Origin of the sequence: Maribacter aestuarii (genome assembly GCF_027474845.2) — a bacterium.
Taxonomy (GTDB): domain Bacteria; phylum Bacteroidota; class Bacteroidia; order Flavobacteriales; family Flavobacteriaceae; genus Maribacter; species Maribacter aestuarii.
This window is the reverse complement of the sequence record NZ_CP107031.2, coordinates 3,440,326-3,453,624: the sequence shown is the minus strand read 5'-3', so window position 1 is coordinate 3,453,624 and position 13,299 is coordinate 3,440,326. Positions and strand designations below refer to the sequence as shown.

The window sequence follows — 13,299 nt, the reverse complement described above, 5'->3', positions numbered from 1 at the left end:
GCTTTTAGAGTAATTTGAATGAAATATTGTTTCCTTCCCTTTTCTGGGCCAATATGGAAATAGCCATATCCGATAACTGCAATATCCTTAAGTACCCCCCCGTAGTCTGTCCGTCTTTCATCAACACTATCAATTTTCCGGACGGGGTCAATTGTACCGTTCCCGGTAGAGTGGCAGAAGTTAGCATAGTTATATCATGGCCAGGAATCTGTTCCTTTAGTTGATACGCCATTCGATTGTTTTCCTTGGCAACCGTAAAGTCCTTTGAAAAAATTTCCTCCAATTGCCTATCGTTTAGTAGGTCAAACTCCGGGGCTTTATAGACCTCTATAATCGTATTTCTTAAAAACGAATCAACTTTAATCTCTGAAATCTTAGGTTTAAATAACTTATTATAATCAAAAGGAATAATATCCCCATCCTTTATCCTGTTCTCTGATGTTATTGGTTTAAAGAAAGATCTACTGCCTAGAACTTCTTTTGCTTTAAAACCATCCTTTACAGCCAAGTATGACCTGAAACCCCTGTCCAGTCTACCATAGGAGAGAATATCACCCACATCAATTTGATAAACTTTGTAGTTTTGAATGGGTTCGTTGTTCAACGTGACGGCCATTTCTGCTCCCGCGAGGACCATATAGGTCTCCTCCTCAAAAACAAGCGTTGGACCGGTCATCGTAATTTCTAGAACAGCGGCCGAGGAGTCGTTCTCTAATAAGGAATTGGCCTTAAATACGGACATTTGGTCCATAACCCCTGAAACAGGAACACCTTTGTTTCTGTAGTGAAACCTTCCCAAGTCCTGTACACTGGTATAAAACCCTGATTTTAGAACTTTAAGCATCTAACTTAATTTTTTCTAGTTGATATATGCCCACCTCAGCCTCTATTTTATGCAAATCATACTCTGCGCGTGAAATCTCATAGAACTGTATCTTATCTCCAACATTTACAAAGCAGGGGTTTTCATTTTGAAGATTAAAAATGGGAACCGTACAGCTCCCTATGATATTCCAACCACCAGGTGATTCTTGTGGATAAATACCCGTTTGTTTTCCTGCAATCGCAACGGAGCCCGGGGCAACTTTTAAACGTGGGGAAGCCTTTCTTGGTAGCTCCAAAGCCTCATTTAAGCCTCCTAAGTACATAAAACCGGGCAAAAACCCAATTCCGTAGACCGTATATATTTCTCCTGTATGAAGCGCTATGATTTCCTCAACGGATTTGTTTAACTTTTCGGAAATTTCTTTTAAATCAATCCCAAATTCCTTATCATAGGAAACTGGTAAGCGCCATAGATAACGTTGCCTAGGTTTACGCTCCTTTACCTTGTCGTACCAACTATTTATTTTTTTACTGATTGAAAAAAATTCAATAGTCTGTGTCCTGTTCAAGAGTAGTAAGGAATTGTAAGATGGTACCGTTTCCCAATTTTCATCCTCTAAACACTCGTCCTTAAGATAATCCTCAAACTGAAGAATACTATTTAGGACAGTTTCACTGACCTCATTGGGCCATTCAATTAAAACTGCATGAATTCCAAAGGGTTTTATGTGGATTGGGGGAGGTATCACTTGGTAATGTAGATTTTATGGTTGGGTAATTCCAAAGAAAGATACGTTAAAATTTGTAAAGCGTTCCGTGTATCGCCATGAATGCAGTAGGTATCTGCCATCAAATTCCTAAAATCCCCTGTCACGGTTCTTACCCTACCTATTTTAATTATTTCAAGCAAATGATTTAGTACGGCTTCTGGTGCTGTAATGAGTGCGTCGGGATGTTTCCGAGAAACGAGTTTCAAATCCGCAGTATAGTTTCTATCGCCAAAAGCTTCAAGTTTAATCTTGAACCCATTTTTTTGAGCTAATACTTCAATTACTGAGCCAGGCGGAACATAGAGAAACAAATCGGATTTATATATAGCTATGGCTTCCAAAAAAATAGTCGCGAGCTTTTCATCTTTTGCAATATCATTATATAAGGCCCCATGCGGTTTAATGTGGTGTAACGGGATACTCGATTTTTCGCTTATTGATTTTAAGCTTTCAATCTGTGTTTGAACACTGTCCGCGAGCTCCTTTGCATCCATTTTCAAAGAAACCCGACCAAAATTTAATTTATCCGGATACGATGGATGTGCCCCAATTTTTACCTTGTGTTGTTGGGCGAGTTCAACCATTTTGGTCATGGATTTCGTATCTCCGGCATGTCCCCCACAAGCAATGCTGCATGAGGATATCAATGGAAAGATATCGGCCTCGATTCCCATACCTTCTCCAACATCACAATTAATATCAATATAGATTTTATCCATTTAGAACAATCCTAATACTTTAAATATGCTTTTAGCTCCCAATATAATGGAAAGTAGAATGATGGTTACACCGATGGTGTTTTGCAACCTCGTATTTTTATAAGCCCCCATAACCGAAGTCCTGTTCACCACCCATAAAAGGAATATGGCAATTACCGGTAATAGGATGCCATTGGCAACCTGCGCAAATTTTATAATCTCTATGGGCCGTATATCAAAGGTCAAAAAGAAAACACCGAGCCCTAGAATAAGCATCCAAATCATCCGAAACTTCCAGTGTTTGAAATTAACGTCCCACCCAAAACAACTGGCAGCAACATAAGCGGCTGCCAATGGTGCCGTAATGGCCGAAGTTATACCTGCTGCAAATAAACCAACTCCTATAAAATATTTGGCGCTAGACCCATACAAAGGTTTTAAGCCCTCTGCCATATCCATTACGTTCTCCACTTGGTTGTTATTAATGGCCGCAGCAGTAATTATAATGCAAATTGAAACCATACCTCCAAGAACAATGGAAACCACTGTATCTCTTTTGGCTGCTTTGAGGTCTTTTGCCGACTTCCATTTTTCACTTACCAAGGAGGCATGTAAAAAAAGATTATAAGGTACAATAGTTGTCCCCACTAAAGCGACAATGGTTAAAATACTATCTTCAGAAACCTTAGGTACAAAAAGCCCCTTTGCGAGCTCAAATAAATCTGGTTTCGTCAATATGGCCGTAATAACGAAGGAAAGGCTCATTATCAGTACCAACAGGACAAATACCTTTTCCAATACCTTATAGTTTCCTATATACAATAGGATGAACGCCATACCTCCTATTACCCATGCATAATAGTCCGAATAAGCATTTCCAAAAATTGCCTCCAGGCCCAGAGTTCCACCTCCGATATTTCCAGCTTCATAAGCAGCATTTCCAATGACAATGGCTCCCAGAATAATTCCAATCATCGTACTCCGTATCCATGGTGTGCTCAATTCCTGCTTTATAACACTTGCTAAACCCTTTTGGGTGATAATACCCAACCTTGCCGACATTTCTTGGAGCACTATCGTTGCTATAATAGACAGAAGCATGGCCCATAAAAGTGAAAAACCAAAACCTACCCCTGCCAAGGTACAGGCAGTTACCGTACCCGGACCTATGAAAGCAGCAGCGATTAAAACTCCGGGGCCAATTTTTTTGAACATAATATCGAATAAAGAATATAATAAACTCCCAATAGGCAAGGCCACACGTTAGTTGCGGTAAAAACAATTATTGTCTCTGAACATGAAAATATCGATGATGGAGTAAATATAAACTCTAAAAACTAAAGAGCTGTTTTTTATAGGATGTGATTTTCACCACAGTTTTAACACTTTTGGTTGCCGTTCGTCTAAAAATTTACCGTTCGTCTAAAACTTGGGTGTCATACATCGATAGAACATACTAATCGTAAAAATACATGGTTATTATATTCCCCGAACCAAATTTAACCTACTTAATGATTTGTTTAGAATGTAATAAAGAATTAGGCTATCTAGACCATAAGAATGCAATGGACAGCTTAGGCGTGGAACTCTGTGTCCAACACCATCAGCGCATGCAAAAGCTAATAGAAAAAAACAATACGCCCTTAGAAGCGGTACAGCTGTATTACGCGCTCAAAGAGGCTGGAATAGGTGCCATGTTAGAGTGGTGGGACGGTAAAAAGTCCGTAGACATTGCCATTTCTAGAGTCAAGCTAAATATTGAAATAGATTCCGAGTACGATAAGCTTACAGAGGAAGATGCCATAAACAATCTAGAAGAAGCAATGCACTCTTTTAAAAATGGTTTCACCACCATTCGGATACCTCATATCGTAGTTCGATATTATCTCAATGAGACCGTAAAGAATATTATCGGAATCATGGAAGGTTTAAAAGCAAACATAAGAATGATATAACAAATCCATCGTGTTATGAAACAATCAACCAAAGCTTTAAAGACACCGATAAGAATATCCCTAGTGGCTCTGTTATGTGGAATGCTTATGCGGATTCTTAATTGGCCGTATACCGGAGGAATAATTTTTACCTCATTTTTGGCAATCCTAATTCTTTACTCCATTCGTTTTTCCAAAAAGGAGAACAAACAACCCGTGGCCTACATAAAAATAGCATTGGTACTTTTTTGGACCACTAACGGACTTTTAAAAATCCTTGATTTCCCTTACACAATTATATTCCAGATTGGCACGGCTATTACATTTATTACTTGGTTTGCTATGGAAGGTACGGCTTACTTTATGGACGAAGACCGAAAGGCAAAAAATACTTTTATCGAAGTAGCATGGAACTTTGCAATGGTAATAGGTGTGCTCACCATAATTTGTGGAGGGTTGATGCACCTACTTGGCTGGGAGTTTTCTATTCCTACTTTAACCGTTGGACTTACCATAGTCACAGGTTACATACTTAAGGATATATTTAATCCTGTGAAGGAAGAAATTCAAGATAGAAACAACGAGGAATTACGATTATAATAAATAGCCCATATCTTTAGTTACCTACTTTTCTAGATTTTCGTATCTTAAACCCAAAGTGTTTATGTATGAAAAATATAGATCGAAGACAATGGCTAAAAACTGCCGGACTTTCCGGCAGTTTTACTTTATTAGGAGGTTTAAGTACAATGGGAATGGACCTACCTGCACGACCTTCAACTACCCTTGATACTATTGCCAAATTAAATTCCAACGAAAATCCCTTTGGTCCTTCCAAAGCCGTACGGGCAAGAATTACGAGTACTTTTGATGAAGCTTGCAGATACCCTTCAGTCGTATTCAGGCCTTTGTTGGAACAAATTGCGGAGAAAGAAGGAGTTTCTACGAATCACATCGTAATTACCGGTGGTTCTACCGAAGGCCTCAAGGCCGCTGGATTAACCTATGGAATGAATGGTGGAGAGATTATTGCTGCAGACCCTACTTTTCAAGCGCTGCTAACTTATGCCGAGAATTTTGGTGCCCACATTCATCGCGTACCTGTTGATTCTAATATGGGACACGACTTAAATGAAATGGAGAGAAGAATCAACGCTAAAACAGGGTTGATATTTATCTGCAATCCTAATAACCCGACCGGTACTTTATTGGACAAAAACAAACTCAGGGATTTTTGCGTCACTGCGAGTAAAAAAACAATGGTTTTTAGCGACGAGGCCTACTACGACTTTATCACAGAACCGGACTATCCTTCCATGGTAGAACTGGTTAAGGATAATATGAATGTAGTTGTCTCTAAAACCTTTTCCAAAGTTTACGGACTGGCCGGACTTCGAATCGGCTATTTAGTGGCCAGACCGGATATTGCTTCTAGATTACAAAATAATATTATGGCCATGACCAATGTACTTGCCATAGAAGCGGCGAAAGAGGCGTTAAAAGATGACGATTTCTATAAGTTCAGTATATCGAAAAACGTGGAGGCGAAAAACGCGATTTATAAAACATTGGATGATTTGGATTTACCATACATCAAATCCCATACGAATTTTGTATTCTTTAAAACCGGCAGACCTATAGCTGAAATGCTTAGCGAAATGAAGAAAGAAAACGTTCTTATTGGTCGACCCTTCCCTCCCTTTTACGAATGGGCAAGAATAAGTACAGGGACAATGGAGGATATTAAAATGTTTGATAGGGGGCTCAGGAAAGTGATGGGGTAATTGCCCCAAACATCTTTTACTCTGATATGTTTGAATATTGTCAGTGATTCACTGGAATGTAAAACTATCATTATCAAAACTGGATAGTATTACCTAATCATATTCAATAGTTGTTTCATATTGGTTCTCGTATTACGTACGAATTAGGATTAAAAAAATATACCTTTAGAATAATTACCAGTCAATCATTTCATGTGTAGATTCTTTCGACAAATCTGTAAACGGCTGCATACTGGAAATAAGTTTAACAAATATTTTTTATTTACTGTTTGGGAAATTGCTCAAGTCATGATTAGCACCTTCTTTGCCGGACATATTAATACTGGCCGTAACCAAAGTTAATACTAGTTTAAATTAAAAATACTGAAGAAATAATTTACAATAAGCAGTGAGTGCATAGCTTGGTAAATTGTCTTTCAGAAATACCCAATTTCTAAGATGCAACTACCTATTCTTCTGTATATTATAGTAAAGACGAAGTATTTTTTATACATTTAAGAGGATATACCGCTAAACTTGCCTGCCCATGTCAGCACACGAAATCGAAATCATCTTAAGCAGGCAGTTGGCAGATTGTCTTACCGTACCGGTTTTTATAGTAAACCCAGAAGGAACCCTTATATTTTATAACGAACCTGCAGAAAAAATACTGGGACAAAAATTTCAGGATACCGGACCCATGCCAGTTGGCGATTGGGGCACTTCATTTTTTCCGCATGATGAGGATGGAAAGGATTTACCACCAGAGGAACTTCCCTTGGTGCAAACTATAAAAAATAAAGTGCCGGCACACAAGACATTTTGGATTAAAGCCCTGGACGGAAAGTCTACTAAAATATCGGTGACTGCTATTCCAATAATCGGGCGGTCTAAAAATTTTTCCGGAGCCATGGCCATTTTTTGGGATAACGAAGATAAATCATGAAGGTAAAGCTACATGGTACCCGAGGAACATATCCTACCTCCTCTGTAAACAATCAAACCTATGGTGGTAATACCCCATGCATAGAGGTGATAAACGGCAAGGAAAGAATAATTGTTGACGCGGGCACCGGAATTTTAGGAATCGATTTTGACTCCTTTTATGAGTACGGTCGAATCGATATTTTGCTAACGCACTTGCACATGGATCATATACAAGGTTTGGCTTTTTGCAAACCATTGTTCAATCCCAATAAGGAGGTGCATATTTGGGGGCCTGGCGGCAGTCCTGAATCACTGAAAGCCAGATTAAATCGGTTTTTATCACCACCTCTTTTTCCAATTCCCTTAAGAGATATCCCTTGCAAGCTAAATGTTCAAGAACTACCGAATACAACTTTTACAATTGGGAATTTTGTTATATCCACTGCATACATAAGCCATCCCGGACCAACGGTCGGTTTTCGCATCCAATGTGGTTCCAAAGCAATAACTTACCTGCCAGATCACGAACCGGTTATTGGTAAACCACACCTTTATCCAGAAGATGATTGGGTCTCTGGATTTGAATTGGCTTACGAATCGAACCTTCTTATACACGACTCCCAATACAGCGAGGAAGAATATATGAACAAAGTGGGATGGGGACATAGCTCATTGGAGATGGCCGCTGAATTTTGTTCTAGAACAAAGGCCAAGCAATTACTATTATTCCATCACGACCCAGCACATTCGGATGAAGAGAGAACCCAGATGTTTGAGTATTTTATGCAGAAGGTCAACTATAATTTCCCTATTTCCCTTGCTGTTCAAGGAGATGAAATCCAAGTTTAATGCTGTTCTATATTATTTTTCTTTTCTAACGGTATCTAGCTAAAAGTTATCCCTTTTATAGCGCCATGAACTAGTAAGACAATTCCGTACATTACGGAATAACTACCAACCATTTTAACCAAGGATCAACTTCTTTAGAACAATCCGGCAAAGACTTCTCACTAAAAATAAGATCAGTAAATACTTACTTTATGCTGTTGGAAAAACAAAGTACATAACCAATATTAAATTTTTGGCCTATAAAATAAGTGACCATATTGAATATGAGTTTAGCACTTTGCAAAAACTCAATAGAGCATAAAGGCCACCATAATAATTCCTATTGCAGCTACTGGCACAATAACAAGCATATAGAAAAATGAAATGATACTGGCCTTAAAGAAAGCACCTAACCATGAACTCCTATAAAAGTTTCGTAGTGCGATTATTAAGTAAACAATGAATGAAAAACAAATTAGCACTTCTATCCAAATAGGAATCTCCCACACTTTATTTACTAAAAGCATAACGCAGAATGAAGTGAATATAAAGGTGAAGAAGTAAAAACTAAATACTAAATGGTGGGCAAAAGTTGCCGGTTTCCAATAAAATATTTTAAGAAATAAAGCAAATAGCGGTAAAAGAAGAAACATCGCAATAGGAATAGTATCATACAATACCTGAATAATACCTCCACCCTGTTTTTCATAAAATTTCAACATTTGAGCATAGAATCTTCGGCCAAAAGCATTTGTATCCTCCTTCATTCCCATAGCCTTTAATTTTTGTTCCAAAGGTGCACCTACCGCGATAAGGGAATCTAACAACTTGCGCTTAAAACCTAATGATATATTGGGCACTTGGGAATCTGAACTCATAACGGAATCCAAAACCATTAATTCATCATCTGACATACCAATAACATCTTGGTTTTTTCTTAAGGCAGCCCTGGCATCTGCCATTTCCAATGAATCTACATTAACAGCAAGAGAATCTAAGTTCACTTCCCGCTCCAACCCTTTTTTTATTACCTCAGAAACCTCGTTATCGGCTTTACGAACACTAAAGGAAAAAATAAAAAAAAAGACAACTGAGATAAAGAGGTAAAACTGTGCGGGATGTAAGTATTTCAGTCGTTTTCCATCAACAAACCGCCGTGCGAGTACACCAGGCTTAATCATAAGGGTAACAAAACTCCTAAAGAATCTGGCATCTATGGAAAAGTAGTTTTCTATGGTATTACTGAACAAGACTCCAACAGTAAGGTTGTCCGTTGCTTCCATACCACAGTGTGGGCAGTATTCAAAGGAGGAATCAAATGTTTGTTCGCAATTTTTACACTGTTCTGTGGCTGGCATAAAAAGGTTTTATCTAAAATTACGAAATAGAAAGATAACGTATTTTGCTCTTATATCTAACTTGTGAAAAAATGAATTCTTTGACCTAGAAATTTCTTCCAAAATGGTATTAAGTCATTACTCCAAAAGATTGCAAGATGTTATTTTTTAAAAGAATTATTTACAAAAGTGAATGGTTGCAGCTTCAGGCGTTATAAAAAACTTTATTAATTGAACGCAGTAAGGTATCATGATGATTATCCCAACCAGCCCTCCCTATCCAAGGAACGATATTGGATAGCTTCCGAAATATGGTTTCCGTCCAATTTTTCTTCATTGGCCAAATCGGCGATGGTGCGTGCAACTTTAAGGATACGGTCATAAGCACGTGCAGAAAGGTTTAGTCTTTCCATTGCACTTTTGAGTAAGGCCTTTGATTTTTCATCTAACTTACAGTATTCTCGGATTTGTTTTGTCTTCATTTGTGCATTGTAATGCACATTCCCCAATTCCGTGAACCTTTTTGTTTGTATTTCCCTAGCGGCCGTCACCCGCTTGCGGATGTCTACACTACTCTCCCCTTTTCGTTCTTCGGATAGTTTCTCAAAAGGTACTGGGGTAACTTCAATGTGAATATCTATTCGGTCCAATAATGGACCAGAAATTTTACTTAAATACCGTTGCATTTCCGCCGGAGAGGAAGTCACAGGGGCATCCGGGTCGTTAAAATAACCCCCGGGACTTGGGTTCATGCTCGCTACCAACATAAAACTACTGGGATAGGTTACCGTAAAGCGGGCGCGAGAAATTGTTACTTCGCGATCTTCCAAAGGTTGGCGCATAACTTCGAGAACTCCCCGCTTAAATTCAGGCAGTTCGTCCAGAAACAAAACTCCGTTGTGGGAAAGGGATATCTCCCCTGGTTGTGGATATGCTCCTCCCCCAACCAAAGCTACATCGGAAATAGTGTGGTGCGGACTTCTAAAAGGTCGCTGACTCATGAGCCCCATATTCTTAATTTTCCCGACAACACTATGAATTTTGGTGGTCTCCAATGCCTCGTGAAGCGTCATCGGAGGCAGAATGGATGGCAAACGCTTGGCCAGCATAGTTTTACCCGCACCCGGTGGACCAATTAAAATAATGTTGTGGCCGCCTGCGGCCGCGATTTCCATACAACGTTTTATACTTTCTTGACCCTTTACATCGGAAAAATCAAACTCAGGAAAATCGAGACTTTTATAAAATTCTGCTCTAGTATCTATAATGGTTTGTTCCAAAGGTGTTCCTTGATCAAAAAACTCCAGTACCTGCTTGATGCTATCCACGCCATATACCTTTAAATCACTAACAATTGCAGCTTCCCTAGCATTTTCATTAGGTAAAATGAAACCTGTAAATCCCTCTTCCTTTGCTTTAATAGCTATAGGTAAGGCTCCTTTTATGGGTTGTAAACTTCCATCCAGGGAAAGTTCCCCCATTATTATATATTTTTCAATATCCGCAGATTGAATTTGATTCGAGGCTGCCAATATTCCAAGCGCCAAGGTTAGGTCATAGGCAGAACCCTCTTTTCGAAGGTCGGCAGGAGCCATGTTTATCGTTATTTTTTTTCCTGGAATCTTATAGCCATTATTTTGTAGGGCGGCGGCTATCCTGTAATTACTTTCTTTAATCGCGTTATCTGGAAGACCCACCAAGTGATACCCTATTCCTTTATCTATATTTACCTCAACGGTTATTGTAGTCGCTTCGACACCGAAAACAGCACTCCCGTAAACTTTTGTAAGCATTCTTAATCCTTTGGCCTAAATGTAAGAATTTCTTCGCCCTTTTGAATTTCTTCTTTGTTCATCATCATTTTTCGAAATTTTCCGTTCAAAAACATCTCTGCCTGATCTTCATAATGTTTACTTAATGGATTACCGGACTGTCCCGTTGGCAAAATGCTCATACTGTTTTCAATATCGGAAAAATCTATTATCCTTCGAGTTGAAGGGCCAGAACTAGTCTTGTATTCCCCCGTGGAATCATACGGGAAAAACATATTGTTTATTACTTCCCTAGTACCGTGAACGGGAAAAGGCCCTACATTAAAAAAAGAACGCAAAGCATCCACTTGACCAATGGGATGGGGATGTTCCAGGGTATGCACTCGGTTCCATGTCCATTTAGAGTAGTCAGGGCCCAATTGCTGTTCTAGGGACGCTATCGCGTTTAGATATGACTTTTGGACGACAAATATTTTATCTTCAATTACCTCAGGTGTATTTGAATCGTCCCACCAAACCGATTCCATTTTCTGCGCCATGAGGGCGATGATGCGTTTACTAAGGTGGGTAGATAAGAACTGATTGAATTCTTCCTCACCCAGCTCATCTTTAAAAGTGTTAACTAGGAAGAAATACTCCAGGCGTGTATAAATTGTGGCTCCTAAACTTTCAAGATTATATTTTCCTTCCCAAGCATTCAGCAGATCCAAGATTTTAAGTTCCTTATCGGAGAGTTGAGTAACGTCAATATGTTTTACCAAATCACTTACGATACTTGGGTTTACGGACGAGTTAACATCCAAAATCATTTCACTTACTGATGCGCTGTCCCAATCATTTTTGGGTTCCAGTAGGTTTACAATCCTTTTCGCCCTATTCTCAGGGAGATAATAACCCGGGTATAACATTCCCACTATGGAATCAGGTTGATTATTTGCGGAATACACATAATTCCAAGGTGGATTTATTGCTTGCGGATTCTGTGAAAAATTTAGAAGTGTTTTATTTTCTTTCAATCCAGAACCTTGCTCGTAAATCAGTTTCGTATTTACACTATCAGGAATCTCGTATAATTGGGCAGAAGCGAACCAGGCTACGTTTCCCTCGGCATCACCATACATAATATTGAGTCCCGGAGCGTGTATGGCAGGGAGCGCTTCCTTAAACTGGTCCAGTGTTTCTGCGTGGCTCATTCTATAAACCGCATCAATAACTCTATTCTCCATTTGCGTATAAATCCAAGACATTGCGACCGGTCTTTGACCGGTAACTTGGTCCGCTATCCCATTTAGAATGGGACCATGAACGGATTTTTTGAAAGTAAAGGAAACATCCGAGGTATCCTTCACTTTAATAGTTTTAGTTAGGGTTTCATATGCTACCCACTTATCCTGGTGGCGATACATATTTTCATCCGAAGGATTATTCTCTTCATAATAAAAGTCCACATCATCATTTTCAAACATGGTCATGCCATACGCCAGTTTTCTGTTATGGCCTAAAACAGGAAACGGAATACCAGCAATGTTATAACCGTACTTGGAATAGGTTGGCGTTTCTAAATGCGCCTCATACCAAACTGATGGCTGTGCAAAACCAATATGTGGGTCATTGGCAAATATTACCTTTCCATTTTTAGTTTTTTCAGGAGCAATGACCCAACTATTGCTACCCTCAAAAAGCGGTAAGTTTAGATTCCCCAATGCTTCAGAAACGATTGACGCAATGTTGTTCTGCAGTACCTGATCAGACAGGGGATAGTAGTTTTTTATCCATACTGTGTTTGTATCGGATTCAATTTCTAGGTCTTTCAAATATTCTGGTCCCAACTTGTCCTTAATTTCCGTAAGTAGCGGATCGGTTTTATGTGCCATTGCAAAACTAAAGGCCATGTATCCCATTGTATTATAAACGTCTTTAAGCGTAAACTCCGATTTTTCAATGCCCGTTAGATAAAACTCGATTGGCGTTGGACCATTTGCAATAAACTGATTGATACCATCCAAGTATGCCTCTGCCAACTGAACAGCTTCTTTATTTTCATCAACGCCTGAAACCGTTTTGACCGATGCCTCATCAATGCCCAAAGCAAGAAAAAATTTATCGGTACCGATTAAATCCTTCCCGAAAACCTCTGATAATCCTCCGCTAGCAATCCTTCTCAACAGTTCCATCTGCCAAAGCCTGTCCTGTGCGTGTACATAACCTAGGGTTCTAAAGGCATCCTTTTCAGAGTCTCCGTATATATGTGGAATTCCATAGGTGTCATAGTAAACGGTGACCTTCTTCTCCAATCCCTCCAGTTTTTTTTCACCATCATAATCCGGTTTTAAAGTTTGGATAAAAATGAAAATTCCAACACCCACTAATACCAAAAAGATGAGCAGCCACTTTACGATTTTTTTAATGATTTTCATATTCTTTAATTGAGGGTTTGGAAACCAA

The 13,299-nt window shown here is 39.1% G+C and carries 12 protein-coding genes; 5 read left to right on the top strand and 7 right to left on the bottom strand.

Annotated features, from left to right (window positions below; all coding sequences use genetic code 11):
* Positions 1-4: 4 nt before the first annotated feature.
* Genes N8A89_RS15690 through N8A89_RS15675 form a run of 4 tightly spaced genes read right to left on the bottom strand, consistent with a single transcriptional unit; the run spans position 5 to position 3,508 of the window.
* Positions 5-844, bottom strand: coding sequence for a 5-oxoprolinase subunit C family protein (locus N8A89_RS15690; RefSeq protein ID WP_289644578.1), 840 nt, complete (start codon positions 842-844; stop codon positions 5-7).
* Complete coding sequence (gene pxpB, locus N8A89_RS15685) at positions 837-1,574, bottom strand: 5-oxoprolinase subunit PxpB (RefSeq protein WP_281543071.1); 738 nt, start codon at positions 1,572-1,574, stop codon at positions 837-839. Before pxpB ends, N8A89_RS15690 begins: the two co-directional genes overlap by 8 nt.
* Positions 1,571-2,314 carry a 5-oxoprolinase subunit PxpA gene (gene pxpA / locus N8A89_RS15680; RefSeq protein ID WP_281543070.1) on the bottom strand — a complete coding sequence of 248 codons (744 nt, stop codon included), beginning with the start codon at positions 2,312-2,314 and terminating at the stop codon, positions 1,571-1,573. The genes pxpB and pxpA overlap by 4 nt, the downstream gene beginning before the upstream one ends.
* Complete coding sequence (locus N8A89_RS15675; protein ID WP_281543069.1) at positions 2,315-3,508, bottom strand: Nramp family divalent metal transporter; 1,194 nt, start codon at positions 3,506-3,508, stop codon at positions 2,315-2,317. It lies immediately after the preceding gene.
* 296 nt (positions 3,509-3,804) lie between these two features.
* Between N8A89_RS15675 and N8A89_RS15670 the strand changes: the two genes are divergently transcribed.
* From N8A89_RS15670 to N8A89_RS15650, 5 genes are all read left to right on the top strand, one after another.
* Positions 3,805-4,248 (top strand): hypothetical protein, encoded by a 444-nt coding sequence (locus tag N8A89_RS15670; protein WP_281543068.1) that lies wholly within the window; start codon positions 3,805-3,807, stop codon positions 4,246-4,248.
* Positions 4,249-4,263: 15 nt separating this feature from the next.
* A complete protein-coding gene (locus N8A89_RS15665) occupies positions 4,264-4,827 on the top strand; it encodes a hypothetical protein (protein ID WP_281543067.1) in 564 nt (187 codons plus the stop codon).
* 68 nt (positions 4,828-4,895) lie between these two features.
* Complete coding sequence (locus N8A89_RS15660) at positions 4,896-6,011, top strand: pyridoxal phosphate-dependent aminotransferase (RefSeq protein WP_281543066.1); 1,116 nt, start codon at positions 4,896-4,898, stop codon at positions 6,009-6,011.
* Positions 6,012-6,537: 526 nt separating this feature from the next.
* Positions 6,538-6,936, top strand: coding sequence for a PAS domain-containing protein (locus N8A89_RS15655; RefSeq protein ID WP_281543065.1), 399 nt, complete (start codon positions 6,538-6,540; stop codon positions 6,934-6,936).
* Positions 6,933-7,766, top strand: coding sequence for an MBL fold metallo-hydrolase (locus N8A89_RS15650; protein WP_281543064.1), 834 nt, complete (start codon positions 6,933-6,935; stop codon positions 7,764-7,766). The genes N8A89_RS15655 and N8A89_RS15650 overlap by 4 nt, the downstream gene beginning before the upstream one ends.
* 287 nt (positions 7,767-8,053) lie before the next feature.
* On the opposite strand, the gene N8A89_RS15645 is transcribed toward N8A89_RS15650, so the two are convergent.
* From N8A89_RS15645 to N8A89_RS15635, 3 genes are all read right to left on the bottom strand, one after another.
* On the bottom strand, positions 8,054-9,103 hold the full coding sequence (locus N8A89_RS15645; RefSeq protein ID WP_289644576.1) for a DUF3667 domain-containing protein: 1,050 nt from the start codon (positions 9,101-9,103) through the stop codon (positions 8,054-8,056).
* Positions 9,104-9,339: 236 nt separating this feature from the next.
* Positions 9,340-10,875: a YifB family Mg chelatase-like AAA ATPase gene (locus N8A89_RS15640; RefSeq protein ID WP_289644575.1), complete on the bottom strand. Its 1,536-nt coding sequence runs from the start codon at positions 10,873-10,875 to the stop codon at positions 9,340-9,342.
* Between the two features lie 2 nt (positions 10,876-10,877).
* Positions 10,878-13,271, bottom strand: coding sequence for a penicillin acylase family protein (locus N8A89_RS15635; protein ID WP_289644574.1), 2,394 nt, complete (start codon positions 13,269-13,271; stop codon positions 10,878-10,880).
* Positions 13,272-13,299: the final 28 nt, after the last annotated feature.